This is a genomic window from Micromonospora sp. WMMD1274, from assembly GCF_049179035.1.
GTDB classification, from domain to species: Bacteria; Actinomycetota; Actinomycetes; order Mycobacteriales; family Micromonosporaceae; genus Micromonospora; species Micromonospora tulbaghiae.
Map to the genome: position 1 here is coordinate 5616867 of NZ_JBMHMG010000001.1, position 23447 is coordinate 5640313.

A 23447-nucleotide genomic window follows, 5' to 3' on the forward strand; every position below is an offset into this window, starting at 1 on the left:
CTCACCGACGTCGTGGGCTCGCCCGGCGGGTCGGCTCGGCGGTGGTCGGGTCCTCCGGCCAGGGATGGCGCGGGTAGCGCCCGCGCAGCTCCGCCCGCACCTGCGGGTATCCGCTGCGCCAGAACGACGCCAGGTCGGCGGTGACCGCCACCGGCCGCCCGGCGGGGGAGAGCAGGTGCAGCAGCACCGGCACCCGCCCGTCGGCGATGCGCGGCACGTCCCGCCAGCCGAACGTCTCCTGGAGCTTGACGGCCAGCACGGGGGCGGCCGGGTCGGCGTAGTCGACCCGGATCCGCGAGCCGCTGGGCACGTCGAGCCGCTCCGGGGCCAGCTCGTCCAGCCGCGCCGCCTGCCGCCAGTCCAGCAGCCGCCGCAACGCCGCCGTCACGTCCACCCGGCCGAGGTCGGCCCGGCGCCGGGCGCGGGCCAGCTCCGGGCCGAGCCAGACGGGTGCGCCATCCAGCAGCGCCGCGTCGGAGACGTCCGGCCAGTCGTCACCGAGCGCCTGGCGGCAGAAGGCCAGCCGGCGGCGCAGCCCGGTCGCCTCCGGCGTCCAGCGCAGCAGCCCCGGGCCTTCCTGCCGCAGCCCGTCCAGCAGCGCCGCCGCGACCAGCTCCGGTTCCGGCGCGGTGAGCGGCCGGTCGACCAGCTCGACCGCGCCGAGCCGGACCACCTCGCGGGCCACCACGTCCCCGCCGGACCAGGCCACCTCCCGTCCGGCGCGCAGCAGCGCCGCCCCGGCCTCCCGGGCGGTCGCCTCGTCGATCGGCGCGGCCAGCCGCACCCGGGCGGCCGGCGCGCCGGGGGAGCGGTCGGCCACCGCGACGGCCAGCCACGCCGCTCCGGCCAGCCCCGACCCGGGGGCCAGCTCCGCGGCGGTCCCGCCGGCCATCAGGTACGCGGACCCGCCCGGCCGCCGCGCCCGGGCCAGCCGTTCCGGGTACGCCAGCCCGGCGAGCAGCCCCGCGGCCAGATCGTCGGGCAGGCGCTCCCGCTCGTCTCCCGCCGGCCGCCCGGCGTCGCGCCGTTGCGCCGCCCGCCCGGCGGGCGCGCCGGTCTGTCGCCGGTCCGCCGGGCCTGCGGGTGAGCCGGGGCGCTCGTCTGCGCCGTCGGTGGGCAGGGCGGCGCGCAGGCGGCGTACCTCGGTGCGCCACCGGGCGGTGGCGGCCGGGTCGGTGCCGTCCCGCAGCCGCCGCCAGCGGGCGGGCAGGTCGTCCCCCGTGCCGCCCAGCGTGTCCTCGCCGAGGATCGCCACCACCTGGGCGGCCCGTTCGGCGCCGACCCGGGGCGCGCCGTCCAGCAGCGCCCGCGCCAGCCGGGGATGTGTGCCCGCCGCCGCTACCGCCCGCCCCCGCGCGGTGATCCGGCCGTCGTGGTCCACCGCGCCGAGCGTGGTCAACGTCTCCCGCGCCACCGTCAGCGCGGCCGGCGGCGGCGGGTCCGGCAGCGCCAGCCCGGTGCCGTCCGGTGTGCCCCAGGCGGCCAGCTCCAGCGCGAACCCGGTCAGGTCGGCGGTGGCGATCTCCGGCTCGGGCTGCGGGGCGAGTCGCTCGTGCGTCGCCTCCGACCAGCAGCGGTAGACGGCACCCGGCGCCTCCCGTCCGGCCCGGCCGGCGCGCTGGGTGGCCCCGGCCCGGGACACCGGCACCGTCACCAGCGCGCCCAGCCCTCGGGCCAGGTCGGTGCGCGGCACCCGGCTCAGTCCGGCGTCCACCACGACCCGGACGCCGGGCACGGTCAGGCTGCTCTCGGCCACCGCCGTCGCCAGCACCACGTGCCGCCCGGCGGCCGGGGTGAGCGCCGCGTCCTGGGCCGGGCCGGGCAGCCGTCCGTGCAACGGCAGCACCGCGACCTCGCGCAGGCCGCCCAGCCGACCGGCCACGGCGGCGATCTCACCCGCGCCGGGCAGGAAGACGAGCACGTCACCGTCGCGTTCGCGCAGCGCCCGGCGCACGGTGGCTGCCACGTGGTCGAGCAGCGCCGGGTCGACCCGGCCGGCGCCGGCCGGGGTCACCGGGCGCGGCGGCGGTGCCCACACCCGCTCGACCGGGTGCAGCGCGGCCTCGGCGCGTACCACGGGGGCGGGGTCGCCGGAGCCGAGCAGCGCCGCGAACCGGTCGGTCTGCGGGGTGGCCGACATCGCCAGCAACCACAGGTCGGGGCGCAGCGTCGCACGGGCCTCGACGCTGAACGCCAGCGCCAGGTCGGCGTCGAGGTGCCGTTCGTGGCACTCGTCGAGCAGTACCGCGTCCACGCCGGGCAGTTCCGGGTCGTGGTGCAGGCGGCGGACCAGCAGGCCGGTGGTGACCACCTCGACCCGGGTACGCGGCCCGGCCCGGCGCTCGCCGCGCACCGCGTACCCGATCCGGCCGCCGACCCGCTCGCCGAGCAGGGCGGCCATCCGGTGCGCGGCGGCGCGGGCGGCCACCCGCCGGGGCTGGGCGATCACCACGCGGCCGGTGACCGCGTCGGCGACCGCGAGCGGCGCGGTGGTGGTCTTGCCGGTGCCCGGCGGTGCCACCAGGACGGCGGCGCCGCGCTCGCGCAGCGCGCCGACGAGCGCCGGCAGGACCGGACGGACCGGCAGGTCGAGCGGGATGTCGGCGAGCACCGACCCACTCTCGCACCGCGCCGCCGGACGGGCCGCGTCGCCCCCGGAACGCGGAACGGCCCGGCCGGCGCACCGCCGACCGGGCCGGGTGGGCCGCAGCGCCGGGTCCGCCGACCCGGCCGCCGCCCCCCTTGCTAGTACGTTCCGTCGAGCTGACCGCGCAGCTTGGTCAGGGCCCGGGCCAGCAGCCGGGACACGTGCATCTGCGAGACGCCGATCTGCTCGGCGATCTGCGACTGGGTCAGGTTGCCGTAGAAGCGCAGCGTGAGGATCTTCTGCTCGCGCTGGTCGAGCGTGGCGAGCGCCGGGCCGAGGGCGACCCGCATCTCGGCCAGCTCGAACTCGCCGTCCTCGCCGCCGAGCAGGTCGCCCAGCTCGGTGGCCCGCTCGCCGTCGCCGGTCGGGGTGGACAGCGACACCGCGTTGTACGCGCGGGCGCCCTCCAGACCCTCCAGCACCTCTTCCTCGGTGAGCTTGAGGTGGGCGGCGATGTCGGCGACAGTCGGCGAGCGGCCGAGCGTCTGGAGCAGCGTGCTGTTGGCGTCGGAGATCGCCAGGCGCAGCTCCTGGAGCCGGCGGGGCACCCGGATGTCCCAGGTGCGGTCGCGGAAGTGGCGCTTCAGCTCGCCGATGATGGTGGGGATGGCGTAGCCGGCGAAGTCGACGCCGCGCGACGGGTCGAACTTGTCGATCGCCTTGATCAGGCCGATCGCGGCGGTCTGCGCCAGGTCGTCGTTGGGCTCGCCCCGGCCGCTGTAGCGGTGGGCCAGGTGGTTCGCCAGCGGCAGCCACGCCTCGATGGCACGGTCGCGCAGCGCGGGCCGCGACGGGTGGTCGGCGGGCAGCGCGGCCATCGCGGCGAGCAGGTCGGCGGCGCTGTCGGTGAGCGAGCGGGGGTCGAGCTTCGCGGAGGCGGCCGGCGTGGTCGCCGGGGCGCTGGTCGTGGGAGCGGTCATGGGTGGTCCTCCCTGCACCTCGTCCACGGAAGAAAAAAGACGTGACGCTTAGGTTTAGGTTTCGGTCGTACGTTCGGAAGCCACCATAGCCCGATCGTGCTGCGGAAATCTAGCCGAAAGTACGATGTACTTAAGGTGTAAGCGGCCACGAAAGGTGTGAGCCGGTCGATATCGCGCTCGGCGGGGTGGCGGGCGCCGGCGACCGGTCGGCCCCGGACGTACCCCGACCGGTCAACGTGGAACCCGACAGGCGGCCGAAGTGTCGCCTTTCTGTCGTTGTCCCGCCGACGGGACCGCCCGTACCGTCCGTAGCGACACGTCAACGGAGGCACCGTGCTCGATCCCGCCGCGCCGCAACTCGTCATCAACGCCCGGACGCTGCTGTTCAGCTGGCTCCCGGCGGATCCCCGCGCGGTCGACACGCTGCTGCCCGCGGGTCTGCGCCCGCACCCGCAGCGGCAGGTGTTCGTCAACCAGTACGTGGTCGACGACGAGACGCAGACCTCCGGCTTCGGGGCGTACTCGCTCACCTACCTGGGTGTCTCACTGGCGGACATGGACCCGCCCGACGGCGAGACACCCGGCGGCTGGTGGACGCACTACCTCTCCTCCAGCGAGCGGGTCCGGCGGTACGCCGCCGCGCGAGGCGCGCCGGCCGCCGCCGGAGAGACCCGCCTCGACCTGCGGGGCGATCAGCTCACCGCCGAGACCCGGGCCGCCGACGGCACGCTGCTGATCCGGGTCACCGCCCGGGTCGGGCACACCGGCACCGAGGCGCACATGGGCCACCACCGCTACCTCACCCGCAACGACGGCGAACTGATCGTCACCGACTACCCGTACGTGGCCGAGCCGGTGTCACCGTTCGAGGTCGAGTCGGTGGAGTTCCCGGCCCCGGAGCACCCGGTCCACGCGCTGCGTCCGGCCAACCCGCTGCACGTGTGCTGGGGCTTCTACTCACCGCGCGTGTCGTTCGCGTACCCGGCCCGTCCGAACGTGCCGGACGAGCCGGCCGACCTTCACCAGGTGCCGGCGCGCCGGGCCCGCAGCGGCCTGCCGTCCGGGTCGTAGACCAGCCGGTACGCGGGCAGCGCCCAGAGCCGCGTACGCCAGGGCAACCGCTCCGGGCGGTGCGGCCGCAACCGGCCCGGCGGACGGGGACCGGCCCGGCCCCCGGCGTGCCAGCGGTCCAGCTCGTCGGCTGCCGCGGTGATCGCCGCCACCGCGTCCGCCGGGTCCAGCAGGTCGTCGTCCTGCGCGCCGCCGGGATCGCGGTCCAGGTGCTCGCGCCACAGCCGCAGCCGCAGGTCGCGGGCGAACACGCGGGCGCCGTCGCCCAGCCCGGCCGGATCGGCCGGCGCCCGCTCGTCACGGGTGTCGTCGAGCACCGCGCAGGACAGCTCGCTGTCGTGCGTCCAGGACCGGCGGTTGAAGTTGTCGCTGCCCACGCTGGCCCAGACGTCGTCCACCACGCAGACCTTCGCGTGCACGTACACCGGCGTGCCGTCGTGGTTCTCCACGTCGAGCACGTGCACCCGCTCCGGCGCGGCCCGGTGGCACAGTGACAGCGCCTGCTCCCGGCCGACCATGTTCGGCGGCAGCGCGAGCCGGCCGTCCACGTCCGGGTGCCGGGGGACGACCGCCACCAGGTGCAGGTCCGGGTGCTCGTGCAGCGCCTGCGCGAACAGCTCCGCCACCTCGGTCGACCAGAGGTACTGGTCCTCCAGGTAGATCAGCCGCCGGGCCCGGCGTACCGCCTTGGTGTAGCCGCGGGCCACTGTGCGCTCGCCGTCCGGGGCGAACGAGTAGCGGGGCCGCACCGCCGGGTAGGTGCGCAGCACCTGCACGTGGTGCGGCCCGCACGGCGGCGGGTCGGCGGGCTGCTCGGGCAGCGGATCCGGGCGCAGGTCGGAGCCGCGCAGCCGGTCCCGCAGGTACGCCATCGGGTTCTCCGAGTCCAGCGGCATCGGGTCGGTCCACCGCTCCCGGAACGTGGTGTCGAGCGCGCCGACCACCGGCCCGCGCACCGCGAGCTGCACGTCGTGCCAGGGCGGTGTGGGGCCGTACCGGGGGGACATGCCCACCGGCTGCGGGTCGCCGGCGTGGCCGGCGTCGTCGCGGCGGCTGTGGCACAGGTCGATGCCGCCGGCGAAGGCGATGTCCCGGCTCGGGTCACCGGGACGGCGCAGCACCACGAGCTTCTGGTGGTGCGAGCCGCCGCGCCGGACCCGCTGGTCGAGCAGCACCTCGCCGCCGGCCGCGCGGATCGCCTCGCTGAGGTCGCGGTTCTCCGCCTCGCTGTAGGAGAGCGTGTCGAGGTGGGAGCGCCAGACCAGGCCCTTGACGATCACGCCGCGCTGGGCGGCCTGCGCGAACAGCTGCGCCACCGTCGGGCCGTCCGGGCGCATCCGCTCGTCCGGGTCGCCTCGCCAGTCGGTGAAGAACAGGTGGTCGCCCGCCGACAGCGACTCCACCTCGCTGACCAGGCGGTCGAAGTACGCGGCACCGTGAATCAGCGGCTCGGCGAGGTTTCCATCGGTCCAGACGGGTAATTCAGAGCCCGGGTTGGCGCGTTCCTGTGCGGTGAGGAACCAGTCCCGCAGAGTCACGTTCCACCCCCCGAGGTCGACGACGTCCTCACACGGTAGGACCCCCGGCAGGGCCCCGCACGTCGAGCAGCAGGTCGGCGTCGGTGCGCGCGTCAGGGGTGCGCCGGACCCCTGGACCGCGAAACCGAGGAGGCACCGACATGCCCGCCGAGACGACGAACACCGTGACCGACCGCGAGCAGGCGGTGGAGGGGGAGCGGGGTGCGCTGGTGGCGGTCCTGTTGATGGTGATCCTCGGGGTGGCCGGGATCTTCGCCGTCTCCTGAGACCGCGGCCGGGCGCCCCGGCGAACCGGGGCGCCCGTGGCAGGTCAGGGCCGGTCGCCCTGGCCGTCGCTGTGCGGCACCCGCCCGGACGGGACCACCCCGAGCCGGCCGGCCTGGAAGTCCTCGACCGCCTGGATCAGCTCGGCCCGGGTGTTCATCACGAACGGGCCGTAGTGCGCCACCGGCTCGCGGATCGGCTGGCCGCCCATCAGGTAGAGCTCCAGCGCCGGTGCGTTGGAGTCCTGCGTCCGGTCGGCGGTGATCCGCAGCGCCTCGCCGGGCCCGTGCACGGCGAGCTGGCCGAGGTGGATCGGCCGCCGGTCGGTGCCGACGGTGCCGCGGCCGGCCAGCACGTACACCAGCGCGTTGAAGTCCGACCGCCACGGCAGGCTCAGCTCGGCGCCGGGCTGCAACGTGACGTGCGCGATGGTGATCGGCGTGTGCGTCGAACCCGGGCCCCGGTGCCCGGCGACCTCCCCGGCGATGACCCGGATCAGGCCGCCGCCGTCGGGCGTGGTCAGCAGCGCCGACTCCCGGCCGCGGATGTCCTGGTAGCGGGGCGCGCTCATCTTCGCCACCCGGGGCAGGTTGACCCAGAGCTGGAGGCCGTGGAACAGCCCGCCGCTCATCACCAGGTGCTCCGGCGGCGCCTCGATGTGCAACAGGCCGCTGCCGGCCGTCATCCATTGGGTGTCGCCGTCGGTGATGGTGCCGCCGCCACCGGTCGAGTCCTGGTGGTCCATGATCCCGTCGATCATGTAGGTGACCGTCTCGAAGCCGCGGTGCGGGTGCCAGGAGGTGCCCTTCGGCTCACCCGGCGCGTAGTCGACCTCGCCCATCTGGTCGAGGTGGATGAACGGGTCCAGCTCGGTCATCGGCACCCCGGCGAAGGCCCGGCGGACCGGGAAGCCCTCGCCCTCGTACCCGCTGGGCGCGGTGGTGACCCGGCGGACCGCGCGGTATTCGGTCGCCTCACCGAGCTTCGGCAGGCGGGGCAGGACGAGGACGTCGTCGACGGTGATCGCGGGCATCGCGGGACTCCTTACTTGTCGGCCGGGGTGGACGACGCGGTGCGGTCGGCGCGCAGGCGCCGGCCGAGCCGCTCGAAGACCCGGGTGAGGCAGGCGACCTCGGCGTCGTCGAGGTCGTCGATCAGGTGGGCGCGGACGGAGCGCAGGTGGTGCGGCGCGGCCTCGCGCAGGGCCAGCAGGCCGGCCGCGGTCAGCACGGCCTCGCTGCCGCGCCGGTCGGCCGGGCACGCCTCCTTCGCCACCAGGCCGCGCTTCTGCATGGTGGTGACCTGGTAGGTCAGCCGGCTCGGTGAGAACACCAGCCGGTCGGCCAGCTCGCCCATGCGTAGCCGCTGGCCGGGCGCCTCGGAGAGCAGCACCAGCACGTGGTAGTCGGCGAAGCTCAGGTCGCTGTCGGCGCGCAGGTCGTCCTCGAGCCGGGTGAACAGCCGCTGGCTCGACTCGATGTACGCGCGCCAGCAGGCCATCCGCTCCGCGTCCAGGCTCTCCGTCATGGCTCCGAGAGTAGCACTATTTAAAATTTAAACAAGTCCTCCCGACACTGGGGCTTGTGCTTCGCCGTGGACCTTTTTCAAACCTGAAGAGACGCCCCGGCTAGGGTCGGGGGATGGACGATCTCGACCTGCTCGACTGGCGGGAGCGGGTGGCCCGGCTCTACCTGTCCGACCTCGACCTGGCCGGGTTCCGGGCCGCGCGCGACGAGCTGTTCCGCACCCACCCGAGCAGCCCGGTGCCGCCCGCCGACCGGCCCGGCTTCACCGGCCTGCGCTGGTACCCGCCCGACCCGTCCGCGGTGGTGGAGGCGCCGCTGCGCCCCGCAACCGGGGAACTGCGCATCGACACCGGCGGCCCGGACGGGGTGGTCGCGTACCGGCGGGTGGCGGTCGCCGAGACGCCGTGGGGACCGCTGACGCTCTGGTGGATCGAGGCGTACGGCGGCGGGCTGTTCCTGCCGCTGCGCGACGGCACCTGCGGCGACGGCTCGTACGGCGGGGGCCGGTACCTCACCGACACGGTCAAGGGCACGTTCGGCCGCGGCCTGACCGTGCTCCCCGGCGACCGGGTCCGGCTGGACGCCAACTACCTCTACAACCCCTCCTAGTCAAGTTCATGTTGGACCGGCTAGCCTGCGTGCCATGGCGCTTCTCAACAGGACAGTCGGCGTGGTCCGCCTGAGCAGGCACAGCAAGCGTGCCGATGACCCCTCCACCAGCCCTGACAGGCAACGCAAGGTCATCGAGTCTGACCGCAGCTTGCACATCATCGGCTGGGCTGAAGACCTGGGTGTGTCTGCTGCCAAGATCCCGCCATGGGAGCGGCCTGGCCTGTCTGAGTGGCTACGCAGGCCTCAGGAGTGGGACACCCTGGCCTTCTGGAAGCTTGACCGCCTGGTGCGCTCTGTCGGTGACTTCGCTGAGATGGTCAAGTGGGCCAGAGGCAGGCCCAATAACACTGGCCTTCCTCCTGTCGACAAGCCCAAGAATCTCGTCAGCATCACGGACAAGATCGACCTCAACTCTCCTATGGGTCGAGCCATGGCAGGCATGATCGCTGTCTTCGCAGAGCTTGAGGCAGACATCATTCAGGAGCGTGTGAACGACGCTCGCGCGGAAATGTACGCCTCGGGTAGGTGGCCTGGCGGACGTTATCCGTACGGCTACAGGCCCGTACAGAGGGCTGAGGGAGGATGGGAACTTGAGGTAGTCCCTGAGGAAAAGGACATCATTCTTCAGTTCGTGGCCTTAGGCATTGCCGGTAAGCCGTTCTTCCCGTTGCAGATGAAGCTTGAAACCGCTGGCGTTCCCACTCCTAAGGGTGGGAAGACCTGGCGCAACGTCAACGTCGGTTCGATGATGCGTAGCCGTGCGCTGCTGGGTGAATACACCTTCAAGTCTATTAACGGTGAGGATGGAATTCCGGTAGACCCTGTGAGGGCTGAGCCTCTGATCTCCGTGCAAGAGTTCAATCAGCTTCAAGAAGCTCTTGAGGCCAACCCTAAGCGCGTGCGTGAGACTGGCGTGTCTCTGCTGAACGGCATCGGCTACTGCGCCTTCTGCGGTGAGCCCATGTATCACCGGAATATGAAGGAAAGCATCAAGAAGTCCGGTGGGCGCAGAAAGGGCTACCGCTACTACGGCTGTGGTGGGCAGTGGTCCCGCCGTAATGACTGCAAAGTCAAGGCGCTCCGAGGCGAGTGGATTGAGGATGCTGTTGCTGAGATCGTGCTAGCGCACATCGGTGATCTAGAGATCATGGAAAAGCAGCGTATTGGAGGCGTGTCTCATGCCGCTGAGATAGCTGAGCTTGAGGCTGTTCTAGAGGATCTGATTGCCCGTAGCGAAGGAAAAGGCCCGGCGGCACTGAAGGTATACCAAAAGCGTATTGACCTCACAGAGGCGAAACTAGAGGCCTTAGCGGCTATCCCTGAGCGTGAGCCTGAGGTGCGCCTTGTCGGCACAGGGCAGACCTACGCTGATGCGTGGGAATCCGCAGACGTAGACGGTAGGCGGGAGCTGCTTCAGGCTGCTGAGTTGACTGTCTTCATGGCTAACCCTCAGGAGGGAAGGCAGTTTGATGCGGTCAAGCAGGCCTGGGAAAAGCTGAAGCTAACTGAGGGTAACCGCTACATGGTGGAGCTTGAGCCCTCTGACACGCAGGGATTCCACTGCTGGCTGATCTGGACTGGCGACATGGCGGCCAGGATTCAGACGCGCATGAGCGCGTAACAGTTCCCATAGAAGGGCCGGTGATCCTCACAAGGGGTTGCCGGCCCATTTGCATGCTCTGACCAGTACAAGTACGCATATGAGCTAAGTACAAGTACACATATGAGCTAACACTTAATAACTAGAGATAATCATACCCATATCTTTCATTAGACTTCTTTCTTCGAAAGAAGCAAAGGCACTGCGCCTCCGGCGCTTCGCTTCTCGGCTTGCGCCTTCCTTTGAATCGATTGACTTGATAAGGAAGTCCTACCATCCCGCACACCTGCGGATGCGCGCAGCGCCTCTAAGGCAGGAATAAAGGCACTTAGCTCACAGGCGTACTTGTCCTGGTCAGAGCACTTCCGCCAGGAAGAGCAGGGGAATCCTCAAGAGAACTGCCTAAGGGCACAGACGGCAGGATGAATCAAACAGCCTCAGAAACCCGCTGAGAAGCCTTGTGAGTAATTTAGAGGGCTTCTCAGCTACGCCGGTATGCCTAGGGATTATCTGAGGCGCAGAAAGGCTCTCAGAGGCTTGAGGCTGTAGGAGTCTCGATTGCTGTCATGAGCTGACACTTGTGCGGCATTACATAGCGTAGTCAAAGACTTGTGTCAAATTAAGATTAGGTAACGGACATGGTTTCAAGATCGATCTGCCGATATATTAGATGTCAGAGCAAAAACGCTCTCTCTGTGGTTCCTCTTTCGATCTCGTGTGAAGGGGGATGGCTGGCTTCACACCTAGCCATCCCCTGAGACGAGGAACCACATCACTAAGGTTGAAATTGAAGGAACTATAACTATGTCTAATCACATTACTTCCGATCGCTTTGCGATCGTTCCTGAGGCTCTTATTGCAGACATGGCCGCAGGCAAGCTGTCCGGAAACTCTGTAGCGCTCTACTCAGCCGTCCGCTGTCTCTGGGGAGGCCTGCGTCAGGTGTTTCCGAAGCAGCAGACCATTGCCGAGAAGACTGGCTTGTCTGTTGCAACGGTGAAGCGCTGCCTCAAGGAACTGAACGATACCGGCTGGATTCTGTCAGAAAGACAGAAGCGCATTCATGGCAACAACGAGTACTTCATCTGCTCTGCGCCGTTCGTGAAGCCTGCTCAGGTGGACGCTGGTGATTCGAATGAGTAAGGGGCTGTCTCGGGTCGCAAAGGTAACTCCGGATGAGGTCTACGTAATTCTGCGCATGCACTACACGACTGGCAAGATTGAGAACGTGCGGGAGCATTCCAACGCAGTGCTTGAGATTGAGCGATCCTGCGGTCACTTCGATGAGATCAGCGTCGGGTACCTGCAAACCTATGCCGGTGAGCACTACATTCACCAGGCCTCAAAGAAGAAGATTGACGACACGCGCAATAGCGCCTGCTGGGAGTGCTTCTACCTAGAGGCTCTTACCGCCGCAGAGGTACAGGGTTTCCCTGAGCTGTGTGGTACTCCTGCTCAAGTCAAGTGGGCAGTCTCGCTAAGACACAAGGCGTTTCTGAAGTTCGGCGAGAAGACGCTAACGGTCATTGACCTCATCACTGAGTCTGCTTGGTGGATTGAGAACAAAGGGCGGCTGTCATACGCAAAGATTTGGTCTGAGTATGACGAGGACGTTGCCCTTGCTGAGGATGAGCGCTTCTACCAAGAGCGCCTGACGCAGGAAGCTAAGCGCCTAGAGCGAGAAGCGGCAAAGTAAACGAACAACCTAGAGGCTCCCTGCCGTTGTGGTGGGGAGCCTCTACTATTTTCAGGAGAATGACTATGAGCAAGCCAATCGAGCATGGCACTACTACAGGCTATTCCAGAGGTTGCCGCTGTTCTGAGTGCAAAGCGGCTATAGCGGAGTATCAGCGGTTGCGCCGTCATAATGGCGTCTGGACTCCTCCTCTGTCTGAGCGTCCTCTTAAGGGTCACGGTACCTACGCTCGTTATGACCGTGGCTGCCGCTGTCGAGAGTGCACGGATGCGAAGAATGAATACAGCAAGCTATACAAGCGCAAGAAGAGGGCAGAGGCTAAGGCCTTCAAGCTCGATACAGCGCCTATCGAGACAAAGAAATACCGGAATCTGATGGAAGAAGCCTTACAGGCCTACTCCTCAGACTCCGGCTTTCTCGTCAGGATGCTTCAAGACGCAGCTAGCGTCAGTCTCTCTCCACAAGAGCAGTGACGGACACCGTAGATCCCTCGCTTGGTGCCGATCGTCTTCCCTGTTGGCTCAGAGCCTAGAGCTGCGTGCATCTGATGCCCTGCCTCACAGGCGTACAGGCCACGCCACGGCGAGAAGGTCTGATCCTCGCTCTCAGAAGCCTGCTCAGCGATCAGCGCCTCTAGTTCCTGGTCTGGGTCGGCTACATCCTGCGGTAGCGCTGACAGGCTCCCCGGCTTGCCACACATAACTCCTGCGATCACTTCCGCCAGGCGCACGACTGCTCTCCTGTAGGCCTTCTTGTCAGCAGAGGGCATGAGAGCGTAGTTGCCGCCGTACTGGTGCACGTACTCAATGAGTTGCAGGTAGCGACCCTTGCCGGCACGGCTGAAGACGGGTCCGTAGAGAGCGTCACGCACGTAGCGAGGCATGGCATTCCATTGCGTCAGAATGGAATACAGCTCGTCTGTCTCGATAATCGATGTGCTCTCCTGAAGCCTTCTGCGGTAGCAGATGTCGGCAGCCCTTGCATGCAGGATGACAGCGGAAACCTTGCCGTTGCGCACTGCCTTTGATTCGGTGAACAGGTACAGGTAAAGCTCCTGTAGAAGATCCTCATACTCAATGTCGATGTTCCATTCATAGCGAGCCTTGCTTGCCTTGACTTTGGCTACGTTCTTGACCAGTGCAACAGTATCGGGCTGGTAGTCAGGGCTCTGAGGATCTGCCCAAGCACATTCACGATTCATTAGGTAACTCCTTCTTGGTGGTTACCTAATAGATCGGCAGTTTGCCTCACGAACCCTTATGTGACCTCTACCTCATAGGTGCTAAATCAGCCTCTCGGGACACCAGATATATATGTGAGGCGGAAAGCAATGACGTTCCGCAGAGGAGAGCTAAGACGATGCGCGCATATTGAGGCGGCATTGGGTTAGGAATGGTGGGGTTTGGAGTTGAGACGCGGAATCTCCTCCCGCGTCTCCTCCATTTACACAGAATTAGAGGAGAGCAGCTATGGAATCTCGTAGAGACATTGATTGCAACTTCGCCGTTGACGTCGGCTATAGCGGCACGCCTATCAAGCTCACTGTTGAGAAGCGTATCCCTGAAGGTACGCCAGGCACTTATGTCGACCTCGTAGGCAAGGAATCCGTAAGCCGCATCAAGGAGTATCGCGCAACTTTCGGTGAGCCTGTGGCAGAGCTTGAGGAGCAAGACAATGGCTGAGGTAACAATGTGGATGGAGGAAGACGGTATGCGTACTTCCATCAGTGTTGAGGCAGAGAGCAAGGATCAGGCACTAAGCACAGTCCTTGGCTATGTCGCTCCTAGCATGTCTACTAACGGTGCGGTCACTATCGTAGATCTCGTAACGCTTCCTCTTGAGCTTGAGCAGTCTATGTCCACAGAAGAGCTAGACGATTACATGCTCAGAACCTTCCGCAGGCAGTACGCGGTTAACACAGGCAATGATCCTGCTCTAGTGCAGAGCGTGACCTATAGGAAGCGCAAGCTGCTGTTGAACAACATCGTTCAGTACAACGTCTATGGCGCAGTCATCGAGCCTGATCCTGAGCCGGTAGAGCCTACGCCTGAAGAGCCTCCTGTTGAGGAGCCTCCCATTCCCACAGAATGACAAGGAGTCAGGGCAATGGATATTCCTCGGGCACCTATTGAGCCAAGCTCTGATCTGCGTACAGCAGCCAGGGCATACACGGAGCTATACACAGCCATGACTCAAGCAGGCATGACAGAAGACCAAGCTCTGAAGCTCATCGCACGAATCGTTGTGGAGTCGGCAAGGTGATCAGTCATGGCGTCAGACAGAAAGCATTACAAGTGGATGCACTCAGGCAGGGAGTACCTAGAAGCCAAGCGCGTCTGTCTTGAGTACTACGAATACATCTGCCACATCTGTAAGCACGACGGAGCAAGAGACGCTGACTATCTAATCCCTGTATCAGTCATGCCGGATCAGGACAGAGCAGATCCACACAACAAGAGGCCTGCTCATGGCGTCAAGGGTTGCCCTACGTGTGGCAAGAAGTGCAACCAGAGCAGAGGCAATGGCCCTGTTCCTGCTCCTCTGAACACATCAAGGGACTGGTAGGGATGCCAACAAACCTCATCGCATTCATGGATGCGGCTATGACATGGCTGATGGTCACTCTCGACAACTTCAAGTCAAAATTTTTTAAGAATCGGCCAGTCAGATGACCCCGTGCCAAGTCGAAAAAAATCCCCCCAAGGAGGTGTGTGCCATGAGCGAGCAGGAACAGCCGGCATCACCTGACTTTGTGGAAATCGTCTCGACTGGCACTCATGAGCAGGCGCTAGAGGCTCTGAGGCGTCACCTGACGGCCCGGCTTGCTGGTGCCAGTGACAGGGATGCCGTAGGGCTGAGCAAACAACTTCAAGCGGTTATCGCTGAGCTGAGCAGGCTTGGCATGGATGAGGAGGGATCTGATCTAGATGACCTCCTCAACGAAGATTAAAGGTATCCAGACTCCGAGGATCGGCAACTTCCCTGAGGCTCAGCGTTGGACTGCTGGCGAAAAGGCAATCCGGCTAGCCGAGAAGCTAGGCATCAAGCTTGAGCCTTGGCAGAAGTACATTCTGCGTAACTCTCTGTCTGAGGTTGCTGATTCGGATGACCTGTCCCAGATGATCTGGGCGGCTCATACAGTCGGCTTGGTTGTTCCTAGACAGAACGGAAAGACTTTTGTTCTGATCGTGCTCATCCTCGCGTCACTCTTCCTCTTTCACGAGAAGGTTCTTCTCACGTCACAGAGGCTTGAGAACGCTGAGGCTGTGCTACTTGAGGTAGCCGAATACATCAAGAATTCACCGGCCAGCCTAGGGCTCAAGAAGAAGCTTGCTAGGGGATGGCTGCGTAAGAAGAACGGTTCGCACAGGATCACGCTGACTACCGGCGCATGCCTCATGGTGTGTGCACGCGGAAACGCGGCCAGGTCCAAGACGATTGACCGCGTAATCCATGACGAGGCGTACGACTACACGGATGAGGATGAGGCTGCTCTCGGCTATACGACAGCGGCTAGGCCTAACCCGCAAACGTGGTTCGTCTCTACTCCTCCTGAGCAGGCTGGCGTTGACGGTCCGTTCAGTCGGCTACGTCAGGCAGGGCATGCCGGTGAGGAAGGCATTGCGTGGTTCGAATGGTCGATTGGCACTGACACGCCTGTAGAAGATTTGGACCTGACAGACAAGAAGCTGTGGGCGATTGCCAACCCTGCCTATGGACGCATCAAGGATCGAGTGATTCAAGGTGAGCTGAAGCGTAGTTCTAGAGCTGCGTTCGCTCGGGAGCGTCTAGGCGTCTGGCCGATCAAGGCAGGAAACAGCCTGATCCCTGAGGAGTCTTGGAAGGCTATTGCCGATCCTGACTCAGTGCCGGCGGAAGGCGTGAAGGTCGCTATCGGCGCATGCGCCTGGGGAACAGGCAGCAAAGTCGTGGCGGCTGTTGCCATCTGGTCTGAACGTGAAGACGGGCTAGGCCACCTAGAGATTATCCGCACTGATCCTGGCGTTAGCTGGGTGCCTGGCTACCTGGCTGAACTGAAGGACAAGTACGAACCGATTGCCATCGGCATCGATCCTAAGTCGCCTCTGAACGCCGTTGCTCTTGAGCTAGCTCCGCTAGGCCTGACGATTCCTAAGAATCCTGATGAGCCTGAGTTTGGGGATCTGGCGGTATTGGGTGGCCCTGACTACGTGGCTGCGAACCTTCAGTTCGTCAACGCGGTGACTGAGAAGTCATTCCGCCACCGGACAGAGCAGCGGCTAGACCTGGCGGTATTCGGTGCGGCTACCCGCAAGTTCGGGGATGTTCTGGTGTTCGACAGAGGACGCTCAGCAGTTGATACCAGCCCGCTAACGGCAGGGCTTATTGCCCGCTGGGCATACGTAACTCGTAAGGATTCGGTCGGCTCTGGCGACTACGACCTATCCGATTCATTTGGTTAGGAGGGTCGCCGTGCCTAGTTTCACTCAAAGAGTTCGTGATGTCTTCACTCGACAGGAGCGTCACGCGAACATCAGTCAGGAAGCACAGGATCTAATTCCGTCACGTGCAGACTCAGGACGTAAGGGCAGAGTGCTTGTCACCGACGATTCTGCCCTACGTCATTCGGCTGTGTGGGCATGCCTGAGGCTGCGAGCAGACCTGATCTCGACCATGCCGCTTGATGTCTATCGCAGAGTCAACGGCTATCAGGTTGAGGTGCCTAAGCCTCCTGTCCTGATCAATCCTGGTGGAGACAATTGTGACCTTCAGGAGTGGTTGTACGCGACTCAGTTTGACCTAGACAGGGCTGGAAATGCTTTCGGCCTGATCACTGAGCGGAACGGTAGAGGCCTGCCAAGCAGGATCGAGCTGCTACCGCTGCAAAGCGTCACTGTGGTCTACCGGGATAACAAGCTGAGTTACAGGGTTGGCAATGAGACTTTCGATCCTGCCGACATCTGGCATGAGAAGCAGTATCCGGTAGCAGGCCTACCGTACGGCTTGTCTCCTATTCAGTACGCAGCCCTAGCCATCGGTGAGTACCTGTCGATTCAGGACTACGCAACAGACTGGTTTGACGGTAACGCCATTCCAGCAGGAACCCTGAAGAACACTGAAAAGACTGTCGATCCTGAGAAGGCGGCAGAGGCTAAGGCGAGATTCAGGGCAACTGTCAACTCTGGTGACGTGTTCGTACACGGCAAGGATTGGGAGTACACGCCTATTCAGGCGGTAGAAAGCCAGTCTCAGTGGCTTGAGGCGAAGCGTTACGGACTGAACGAGATTGCTCGTTTCTTCGGATGCCCAAGTGACCTGATCGATGCTGCGGTTGGCGGAAGCAACATGACTTACGCGAGCATTACGCAGCGAAACCTTCAGTTCCTCATTATGAATCTCGATCCGGCTATCAAGCGGCGAGAAAAGAAGCTGTCGACTCTGACGCCTTCTCCGCAGTACGTCAAGTTGAACACTGACGCTCTGCTGAGGATGGACCCAAAGACGTCCGCTGAAGTTCTGGCAATCGAAATCAACTCTCGTTACAGGACTCCGGATGAGGCTCGTGAGCTGAAGAACCTTCCTCCGCTGACTGATTCCGACATGAAGCAATTCGACCGGCTATTTGGCGTGCCTAAGCAGGGCACTCCTGAAACCAAGGCAGGTAACAATGACTAACACTGCACACAGAGAAGCGGCTTCTCGTCGTGCTGCTGCCCTTAGGGCTCAGGGCTCTGCCGGACAGCGGCCAGGGCCAGCAGCGGCACCAGCCGGGGCAGCTCGTTCGGTTGGCTTTGAGGCTAAGCAGCTACGCGCAAACCTCATCGAGCGTGACGGCAAGACGTTCTATCAGCTAGACGGCTACGCCTCAGTGGTCGAGACGCCTTACGAAATGTGGGACATGTTCGGCGGCTACAACGAGGTTATCGACGCACGCGCTTTCGACAAGACGCTAGCCGCTAACCCTGATGTGGCGTTCCTGGTGAACCACAGAGGCGTGACCATGGCTCGCACGACCAACAAGACTCTTGAGCTGTCTGTGGACGCTCTAGGCCTGCGGTCTGTAGCCCTGCTCAACCCTGAGCGCCAGGACGTGAAGGATCTGATCCTGGCGATTGAGGATCGCAACATTGATCAGATGAGTTTCGGCTTCCTGCTTGAGGAAGGCGAGTGGAGCGACGATTTCACAGAGTTCCGCATTACTCAGCTTGACCTTCACAGAGGCGACGTGTCCGCAGTCAACTACGGCGCAAACCCTCACACATCTATTGCTGCCAGGTCACGAGAGATCATCTCTGAACTTGATGGCCTTCCTCTTGGCGCGGCACGTGCCGCTGTCGAGCGTCTTAACTCTCGCCTGAATGAGTCTGGCGAGGCTGTATCAACTTCTGCGCCTACTGGTCGCAGTATTTCGCTGGTCGAAACAATGCTTCGGCTTGACGACTAGCAACTAGCACTGACCCATAAACCGCAACTCCACTTGGCAATCAGACCTAGGAGCAGCTTTACGGATCAAGCCGGAAATCAGACCGGTAGTGACGCAGAAGCGTGCGGAAGGGTTTTCCATTTCCCTTCACGCGAAAGTGAAAACTAAAATGAACGTTACTGAAATGATTCAGGCTCTAGAGGTAGAGCTGAAGATGGCAGAGCGCGACCGTGAGCGCGCCAATACCGAAATCGTGCACGTCCTTGACAAGGCCAAGGCTGAGGCTCGTGCAAACCTGACTGCCGATGAGGACCGCCAGGTACGTGAGCTTGAGGGCAAGCGTGAGCAGGCCAAGAAGGACATCGACGGAATCAAGTTCAAGCTTGAGACTGCCCGTGCCGCCAAGGCTGATCAGGATGCCAACGAGAAGGCCTACGGCGAGCGCAGCGGCACTGGTGCTGCTAAGCCTGCCTATGACCGCGTAGCCCGCGTAGGCGCTGAGGAGCGTACTTACCGTCCGGACACTGACCGCAAGGGTTCTCAGTTCGTCCGCGACCTGGCAAGCCAGTTCCTTTTCCGTGACCTTGACGCTGAGCACCGGCTTTCTCGTCACATGCAGGAGGAGCGTGTTGAGCGCGGCCAGTACCTAGAGCGTGCCGGTAACACTGGCAACTTCTCTGGCCTAGTTGTGCCTCAGTACCTCACCGACATGTACGCACCAGCCGTAAGGGCTCTGCGTCCGTTCGCTGATGTCTGCAACAAGCACGACCTGCCGTCTAACGGTATGACTGTGAACATCAGCCGTATCACTACGGGTGCCTCTGTTGCGCTTCAGTCGTCTGAGAATTCGTCTGTGTCGGAAACGAACATGGATGACACTCTTCTGACTGAGAACGTGCAGACTGCTGCCGGTCAGCAGACTCTTTCCCGTCAGGCAATCGAGCGTGGTACTGGTGTTGAGGAGATCGTGATGAACGATCTGTTCCGCGCTTATGCGACTGCTCTTGACAGCACTCTGATCAACCAGGCGACTACTGGTCTGTCTGCTGTTGCTCAGTCGATCGCCTACACGGACGCTTCTCCTACGGCTGCTGAGCTGTACCCGAAGATGCTTGCAGCCAACTCGGCTGTTGAGGCTGCTCTTCTGGCTCAGGCAACTCCTAGCCACATCGTTATGCACCCTCGCCGTTGGCACTGGTTCCAGTCTCAGCTATCGAGCGCATGGCCGATGATCACTCAGCCAGGTGTGCCTACTCAGGCTATCGGTACGAACAACGGTGTCGGATACGGCAATGGCGTTCGTGGCGTTCTGCCTAACGGCAACCTTGTGGTTGTGGATGCGAACATCGCTACCAACCTGGGTACTGGCACCAACGAGGATGAGATCTACGTTGTTGCGGCTGATGAGTGCCACCTGTGGGAAGACCCGAACGCGCCGGTATTCATCCGCGCTGAGCAGGCTGCTGCGGCAAGCCTGGGTGTCCTGCTGGTTATGTACGGCTACTTCGCCTACAGCTTCCGTCGTTACACCAACGGTGTAGCAAAGATCGGCGGCACTGGTCTGGTAACCCCAACCTTCTGATAATCCGCGCTAGTGGTGGCCTGTCTTCGGATGGGCCACCACTGCTATTCCAAGGAGTTTCTTATGTCCGACGAAAAGGATGCGTGGATCGCTGCTCTTGAAGAGGAGCGCAGAGGCTATGAGGTTCGTGGCCTTACTGAGCGTGTGAAGGAAGTTGACGCTGCCATTCGCGCTCACGTGACGAGGAAGAACGGAAAGCCTGAGGGTCGCACCGTTACCAATCCTCGCAAGCAGACAGCAAGCACATCACGCAAGCAAACTACGTAATTGATGGGGAGGCGGTGAGTCATGTCTTCATCGACACTTTATGCAACTCTTGAAGACTTCAAGGCAGCTAGGAATGTAGAGGACAACGACAGAGACGATGCGTTTACGTCGGTTCTTCTCGCTGCCTCCCGTCAGCTTGACCGTGCCTGCTCCAAGAGTCCTGGTGGGTTCGCTCTGGCGGCGGATGTCACCAGCCGTACCTACTCGACTGTTGGACGCACGTACGCAGACCGTGACGGCATCTGGCTCCTGGTGGACGACATCGGCAGCGAGACAGGCCTCATGGTGGAGGTTGGTAGCGGCTCGTCCTGGTCGACGGTCACGGATTACGAGACTGGCCCTGAGAACGCGCTAGCTAGAGGCCTGCCGATCACTCGCCTCGGTACGCCTGGCAACTGGACAGCCGGTAGAAGGGTGCGGGTAACCGCACGATTCGGCTTCCCTGCTGTTCCTGAGGAAATCAAGCGAGCCACCCTGATTCAGGCCAACAGGCTTTACATGCGTAAGGACTCTGCTGAGGGAATCAAGGGCAGCGCTGATTGGGGTGCGGTTCGCCTGAGCAAGATTGACCCTGACGTAGAAGCACTTATCTGGCCTTTCATGGCCCCTGGGTTCGGGTGATCCGCCATGAATATCTCAGATGTGCGCCAGGAGCTAGCTAATGCGGTCAAGCCGATTCGTGGCCTGACCTGTTACGGCTATGTCCCTGACTCGTTCACAGTGCCTTGTTTCTTCCCGCTTGAGGTTGAGGTTGACCCTAACCAGTCTTACGGCGGTTACGACAGAGCCACGGTTACTTGCCGAATCTTTGTTTCGTCCGTTGACGACAAGGCAGGGCAGAAGCTTCTAGACGAGCTGCTGTCTCGCACTGGCCCTAGATCTGTAAGGGCTGCCCTGATGGCTGCTAGAGGCGAGCCAGGGGAGTACGCGCTTAACGGCGCTGCTGACGATTTCAAGATTGCCCGCATTCAGGGCTACCGCAAGTACCAAGTCGATGACAACACCGTCTATTTCGGCGCTGAGATTGTGATTGAGGTACTAGGGAAAGACGTAGGGGACTAGCCATGGCAAAGTTCGTATTACATAACACGCGCCTATTCACGGGTGCGGCTGACCTGACGAGCAGAACCAACAAGGTTGAGCTTGCCAGCGAGGTTGAGGAGCGAGACGTAACCGCCTTCAACCCTGTTGAGGGTCAGCCTGCTTGGAAGGAAGTCCTTGGCGGTCTGGCCTCAACCAAGATCTCTGCTGAAGGTCAGTGGGAAGCAGGCGACCCGAGCAAGGTTGATGACGCTTCCTGGTCAGGCCTGGGTGGCGTAGGCGCTTGGACGGTCTGTCCGCAGGCCACCAGCCCTAGCAGCCTCGCCTACTTCACCAACGCTCTGCGCAGCTCGTATGAGCTAGGTGGAGCTGTAGGCGACGTAGCGCCTTGGAAGGCCTCAGCTACCGGCACATGGCCGCTGGTGCGGGGAGTGTCCCTGCACAGCCCTGGCACACCTCGGACGGCTACAGGCTCAGGGACAGCGGTACAGCACGTCGCCGTACCTGCTGGCAAGCAGCTCTACGCCGCTCTGCATGTCCTGTCGATTGCCGGCACAGGTACACCAAGCCTGACTGTGACTGTCGAGTCGGATGATGCGGCTGGATTCGCATCCCCTGCTACTCGACTGACGTTCGCTGCGGCTACTGCCGTAGGAAGCCAGATCTTGAGATCTGCGACTACAAGCGCTGACACCTACTACAGGGTCAGCTACACCATTTCCGGCACTACTCCTAGCTTCCTGTTCATGGTTGCTCTAGGCGTGGCCTGACTTTAATCGCAATTCCCTAACCCGCTGCCTGACTGGTGGCGGGTTTCTTCATACCTATTTAGGAGCTTCCTATGGCAAAGATGGTTCTTACTGCCTCTTACATTGCGCTGAGCGGCACTGATCTAAGCAACTGGGCAAACAGCATTGAGCTGAGCGCTGAGGTTGACGAGAAGGATGTAACTACATTCGGTTCTGGCGGATGGAAGGAAGTCCTTGGTGGACTCAGGTCCGGCACGCTGGCGATTGAGTTTAAGCAGGATGTTACTGCGTCTGCTCTTGACTCGATCATGTGGCCTCTGTTCGGCACAGTCGTGACCTTTGAGGTTCGGCTAGCCAACGCTGCCGTCGGCACATCCAATCCCAAGTACACAGGTTCGGCCCTGGTCAAGGAATGGGCACCTATTAGCGGCAACGTCGGTGACGACGCTTCGGTAAAGGTTTCCTTCCCTACCTCTGGTGCTGTCACTCGCGCAACGAGCTGATCACCATGATTGAGCTGAGCACAGATCAGCAGGCTCTACAGGCTCTTGGTAAGGCACTCAAGTCTGAGGCTGACGGCAAGAAGCTACGTCGGGATCTGGCTAGGGATCTGCGTCAAGCTCTTGAGCCTGCTAAGGCAGAGGTTCGCTCAGGTCTGATGTCCATGTCTACTGGCGGAATGTCGGTAGAAGGCGCAGGCCTGAGAACAACTGTTCTGAAGGGCTTGAAGGCTGAGGCTCGTCTCACCGGCCGTTCTACTGGTGCCCGGCTGCGCATGAAGCGCACTCCTGGTGTTCGCAACTTCAAGAACGCACCTAAGCGCCTGAACAGCAAGCGCGGATGGCGTCACAAGGTTTTCGGCCGTGACGTGTGGGTGCAGCAGGAAGGCGAGCCAGGCTATTTCGATGAACCACTTATCAAACACAAGGCGCAATACCGCAAGGCCGTTTTAGAGGCCATGGAGAAATGTGCGCGCAGAATCGCAAGGAGCGTCAAATGATCGTTACATATAAGCCTGAAGGTGGCGAGGCTCAGGAGTGGGAGTTTCGGCCAGGTCGAGTGAAGTCGTCTGAGGCTGAGATTCTTCAGAGGCGCTTTGGCGGCACCTGGGATGAGTTCGCTGTTGGTGTGCTCAAGGGTGATATCCGCGCTCGCAGGATCATGCTGTGGCATTTGCTGCGTCAGGCTCATAACACTCTGATGTTTGAGGACATGCCTGAGTTCTACATGGATGAGCTTGTTGTGGAGCACACCAAGCACGAGCTAGGCGAGATGCGCAACAACGTCGAGAAGCTTTCTTCGCTGACCGATGACGAGCGTGCGGGAATGCTCGCTGCTCTGGAAATCCAGATTGAGGCTGCCCCGGAAGGCCTGGGAAAAGCGAAGTAGAAGCCCTGATTGATAAGCACTGGCTTAACTTCGCTGAGTTCGGCATTTCGCTCAAGGAGATTCGTGAGCTGCCGATCGACTACTTCTATCAGGCAGTCGCCACGTTCGAAGAGATGCACAAGAAAAATAAAGAAGCCGAGCG

At 62.9% G+C, this 23447-nt stretch carries 24 protein-coding genes; 18 read left to right on the forward strand and 6 right to left on the reverse strand.

What is annotated here, in order from left to right:
• Position 1: 1 nt before the first annotated feature.
• Together hrpB and ACN27D_RS26595 are read right to left on the reverse strand one after the other, a co-directional pair.
• Positions 2-2611, reverse strand: a complete 2610-nt coding sequence (gene hrpB / locus ACN27D_RS26590; protein WP_421500281.1) for an ATP-dependent helicase HrpB — start codon at positions 2609-2611, stop codon at positions 2-4.
• A 134-nt stretch (positions 2612-2745) separates the two neighbouring features.
• Positions 2746-3567 carry a SigB/SigF/SigG family RNA polymerase sigma factor gene (locus tag ACN27D_RS26595; protein WP_120570625.1) on the reverse strand — a complete coding sequence of 274 codons (822 nt, stop codon included), beginning with the start codon at positions 3565-3567 and terminating at the stop codon, positions 2746-2748.
• A 333-nt stretch (positions 3568-3900) separates the two neighbouring features.
• Between ACN27D_RS26595 and ACN27D_RS26600 the strand changes: the two genes are divergently transcribed.
• Entirely contained in the window at positions 3901-4638 is a 738-nt protein-coding gene (locus ACN27D_RS26600; RefSeq protein WP_121684316.1) for a hypothetical protein, read from the forward strand.
• Here the strand turns inward: ACN27D_RS26600 and ACN27D_RS26605 are convergent.
• Positions 4587-6176, reverse strand: a complete 1590-nt coding sequence (locus tag ACN27D_RS26605; RefSeq protein WP_421500282.1) for a phospholipase D family protein — start codon at positions 6174-6176, stop codon at positions 4587-4589. The genes ACN27D_RS26600 and ACN27D_RS26605 overlap by 52 nt on opposite strands.
• Positions 6177-6316: 140 nt before the next feature.
• Here ACN27D_RS26605 and ACN27D_RS26610 point away from each other — a divergent pair, with 140 nt between their 5' ends.
• A complete protein-coding gene (locus ACN27D_RS26610) occupies positions 6317-6442 on the forward strand; it encodes a hypothetical protein (RefSeq protein ID WP_255498982.1) in 126 nt (41 codons plus the stop codon).
• Between the two features lie 44 nt (positions 6443-6486).
• Here ACN27D_RS26610 and ACN27D_RS26615 read toward each other — a convergent pair whose 3' ends face one another.
• Positions 6487-7473: a pirin family protein gene (locus ACN27D_RS26615; RefSeq protein ID WP_120570622.1), complete on the reverse strand. Its 987-nt coding sequence runs from the start codon at positions 7471-7473 to the stop codon at positions 6487-6489.
• A gap of 11 nt (positions 7474-7484) precedes the next feature.
• Complete coding sequence (locus tag ACN27D_RS26620; protein WP_073827571.1) at positions 7485-7967, reverse strand: MarR family winged helix-turn-helix transcriptional regulator; 483 nt, start codon at positions 7965-7967, stop codon at positions 7485-7487.
• A 113-nt stretch (positions 7968-8080) separates the two neighbouring features.
• On the opposite strand from ACN27D_RS26620, the gene ACN27D_RS26625 reads away from it, so the two are divergent.
• The 4 genes from ACN27D_RS26625 to ACN27D_RS26640 all read left to right on the forward strand — a co-directional run bounded on the left by ACN27D_RS26625 (position 8081) and on the right by ACN27D_RS26640 (position 11874).
• Entirely contained in the window at positions 8081-8575 is a 495-nt protein-coding gene (locus ACN27D_RS26625; RefSeq protein ID WP_421500283.1) for a DUF1684 domain-containing protein, read from the forward strand.
• A 34-nt stretch (positions 8576-8609) separates the two neighbouring features.
• Entirely contained in the window at positions 8610-10199 is a 1590-nt protein-coding gene (locus ACN27D_RS26630; protein ID WP_421500284.1) for a recombinase family protein, read from the forward strand.
• 783 nt (positions 10200-10982) lie between these two features.
• Complete coding sequence (locus ACN27D_RS26635) at positions 10983-11321, forward strand: helix-turn-helix domain-containing protein (protein WP_421500285.1); 339 nt, start codon at positions 10983-10985, stop codon at positions 11319-11321.
• The gene (locus ACN27D_RS26640; protein WP_421500286.1) at positions 11314-11874 is read left to right on the forward strand and encodes a hypothetical protein; all 561 of its coding nucleotides are present in this window, start codon (positions 11314-11316) and stop codon (positions 11872-11874) included. The genes ACN27D_RS26635 and ACN27D_RS26640 overlap by 8 nt, the downstream gene beginning before the upstream one ends.
• A 430-nt stretch (positions 11875-12304) precedes the next feature.
• On the opposite strand, the gene ACN27D_RS26645 is transcribed toward ACN27D_RS26640, so the two are convergent.
• Positions 12305-13075, reverse strand: a complete 771-nt coding sequence (locus ACN27D_RS26645; protein WP_421500287.1) for a hypothetical protein — start codon at positions 13073-13075, stop codon at positions 12305-12307.
• Between the two features lie 268 nt (positions 13076-13343).
• Here ACN27D_RS26645 and ACN27D_RS26650 point away from each other — a divergent pair, with 268 nt between their 5' ends.
• The 12 genes from ACN27D_RS26650 (at position 13344) to ACN27D_RS26705 (ending at position 23305) form a co-directional block, all read left to right on the forward strand.
• Entirely contained in the window at positions 13344-13556 is a 213-nt protein-coding gene (locus ACN27D_RS26650) for a hypothetical protein (protein ID WP_421500288.1), read from the forward strand.
• On the forward strand, positions 13549-13965 hold the full coding sequence (locus ACN27D_RS26655) for a hypothetical protein (protein WP_421500289.1): 417 nt from the start codon (positions 13549-13551) through the stop codon (positions 13963-13965). Before ACN27D_RS26650 ends, ACN27D_RS26655 begins: the two co-directional genes overlap by 8 nt.
• Positions 13966-14590: 625 nt before the next feature.
• A complete protein-coding gene (locus ACN27D_RS26660) occupies positions 14591-14824 on the forward strand; it encodes a hypothetical protein (protein WP_421500290.1) in 234 nt (77 codons plus the stop codon).
• On the forward strand, positions 14802-16316 hold the full coding sequence (locus ACN27D_RS26665) for a hypothetical protein (RefSeq protein ID WP_421500291.1): 1515 nt from the start codon (positions 14802-14804) through the stop codon (positions 16314-16316). The genes ACN27D_RS26660 and ACN27D_RS26665 overlap by 23 nt, the downstream gene beginning before the upstream one ends.
• 130 nt (positions 16317-16446) lie before the next feature.
• On the forward strand, positions 16447-17529 hold the full coding sequence (locus ACN27D_RS26670; protein ID WP_421500292.1) for a phage portal protein: 1083 nt from the start codon (positions 16447-16449) through the stop codon (positions 17527-17529).
• The gene (locus tag ACN27D_RS26675) at positions 17522-18298 is read left to right on the forward strand and encodes an HK97 family phage prohead protease (RefSeq protein WP_421500293.1); all 777 of its coding nucleotides are present in this window, start codon (positions 17522-17524) and stop codon (positions 18296-18298) included. The genes ACN27D_RS26670 and ACN27D_RS26675 overlap by 8 nt, the downstream gene beginning before the upstream one ends.
• Positions 18299-18386: 88 nt before the next feature.
• Positions 18387-19859 carry a hypothetical protein gene (locus ACN27D_RS26680; protein ID WP_421500294.1) on the forward strand — a complete coding sequence of 491 codons (1473 nt, stop codon included), beginning with the start codon at positions 18387-18389 and terminating at the stop codon, positions 19857-19859.
• A 288-nt stretch (positions 19860-20147) separates the two neighbouring features.
• On the forward strand, positions 20148-20747 hold the full coding sequence (locus ACN27D_RS26685; RefSeq protein WP_421500295.1) for a phage gp6-like head-tail connector protein: 600 nt from the start codon (positions 20148-20150) through the stop codon (positions 20745-20747).
• A 6-nt stretch (positions 20748-20753) separates the two neighbouring features.
• A complete protein-coding gene (locus tag ACN27D_RS26690; RefSeq protein WP_421500296.1) occupies positions 20754-21188 on the forward strand; it encodes a hypothetical protein in 435 nt (144 codons plus the stop codon).
• A gap of 820 nt (positions 21189-22008) precedes the next feature.
• On the forward strand, positions 22009-22419 hold the full coding sequence (locus ACN27D_RS26695; RefSeq protein ID WP_421500297.1) for a phage tail tube protein: 411 nt from the start codon (positions 22009-22011) through the stop codon (positions 22417-22419).
• Between the two features lie 5 nt (positions 22420-22424).
• Complete coding sequence (locus ACN27D_RS26700; RefSeq protein WP_421500298.1) at positions 22425-22916, forward strand: hypothetical protein; 492 nt, start codon at positions 22425-22427, stop codon at positions 22914-22916.
• Positions 22913-23305 (forward strand): hypothetical protein, encoded by a 393-nt coding sequence (locus ACN27D_RS26705; protein ID WP_421500299.1) that lies wholly within the window; start codon positions 22913-22915, stop codon positions 23303-23305. The genes ACN27D_RS26700 and ACN27D_RS26705 overlap by 4 nt, the downstream gene beginning before the upstream one ends.
• The last annotated feature ends 142 nt before the right edge of the window (positions 23306-23447 follow it).

What these genes read in the sequence shown, in the direction of transcription:
- ACN27D_RS26675 (WP_421500293.1), top strand. Translation starts at nt 17,522, where the DNA reads ATGACTAACACTGCACACAGAGAAGCGGCTTCTCGTCGTGCTGCTGCC.
- ACN27D_RS26705 (WP_421500299.1), top strand. Translation starts at nt 22,913, where the DNA reads ATGATCGTTACATATAAGCCTGAAGGTGGCGAGGCTCAGGAGTGGGAG.
- ACN27D_RS26695 (WP_421500297.1), top strand. Translation starts at nt 22,009, where the DNA reads ATGGCAAAGATGGTTCTTACTGCCTCTTACATTGCGCTGAGCGGCACT.
- ACN27D_RS26640 (WP_421500286.1), top strand. Translation starts at nt 11,314, where the DNA reads ATGAGTAAGGGGCTGTCTCGGGTCGCAAAGGTAACTCCGGATGAGGTC.
- ACN27D_RS26660 (WP_421500290.1), top strand. Translation starts at nt 14,591, where the DNA reads ATGAGCGAGCAGGAACAGCCGGCATCACCTGACTTTGTGGAAATCGTC.
- ACN27D_RS26655 (WP_421500289.1), top strand. Translation starts at nt 13,549, where the DNA reads ATGGCTGAGGTAACAATGTGGATGGAGGAAGACGGTATGCGTACTTCC.
- ACN27D_RS26630 (WP_421500284.1), top strand. Translation starts at nt 8,610, where the DNA reads ATGGCGCTTCTCAACAGGACAGTCGGCGTGGTCCGCCTGAGCAGGCAC.
- ACN27D_RS26650 (WP_421500288.1), top strand. Translation starts at nt 13,344, where the DNA reads ATGGAATCTCGTAGAGACATTGATTGCAACTTCGCCGTTGACGTCGGC.
- ACN27D_RS26645 (WP_421500287.1), bottom strand. Translation starts at nt 13,075, where the DNA reads ATGAATCGTGAATGTGCTTGGGCAGATCCTCAGAGCCCTGACTACCAG.
- ACN27D_RS26625 (WP_421500283.1), top strand. Translation starts at nt 8,081, where the DNA reads ATGGACGATCTCGACCTGCTCGACTGGCGGGAGCGGGTGGCCCGGCTC.
- ACN27D_RS26665 (WP_421500291.1), top strand. Translation starts at nt 14,802, where the DNA reads ATGACCTCCTCAACGAAGATTAAAGGTATCCAGACTCCGAGGATCGGC.
- ACN27D_RS26615 (WP_120570622.1), bottom strand. Translation starts at nt 7,473, where the DNA reads ATGCCCGCGATCACCGTCGACGACGTCCTCGTCCTGCCCCGCCTGCCG.
- ACN27D_RS26700 (WP_421500298.1), top strand. Translation starts at nt 22,425, where the DNA reads ATGATTGAGCTGAGCACAGATCAGCAGGCTCTACAGGCTCTTGGTAAG.
- ACN27D_RS26595 (WP_120570625.1), bottom strand. Translation starts at nt 3,567, where the DNA reads ATGACCGCTCCCACGACCAGCGCCCCGGCGACCACGCCGGCCGCCTCC.
- ACN27D_RS26635 (WP_421500285.1), top strand. Translation starts at nt 10,983, where the DNA reads ATGTCTAATCACATTACTTCCGATCGCTTTGCGATCGTTCCTGAGGCT.
- ACN27D_RS26685 (WP_421500295.1), top strand. Translation starts at nt 20,148, where the DNA reads ATGTCTTCATCGACACTTTATGCAACTCTTGAAGACTTCAAGGCAGCT.
- ACN27D_RS26690 (WP_421500296.1), top strand. Translation starts at nt 20,754, where the DNA reads ATGAATATCTCAGATGTGCGCCAGGAGCTAGCTAATGCGGTCAAGCCG.
- ACN27D_RS26620 (WP_073827571.1), bottom strand. Translation starts at nt 7,967, where the DNA reads ATGACGGAGAGCCTGGACGCGGAGCGGATGGCCTGCTGGCGCGCGTAC.
- ACN27D_RS26610 (WP_255498982.1), top strand. Translation starts at nt 6,317, where the DNA reads ATGCCCGCCGAGACGACGAACACCGTGACCGACCGCGAGCAGGCGGTG.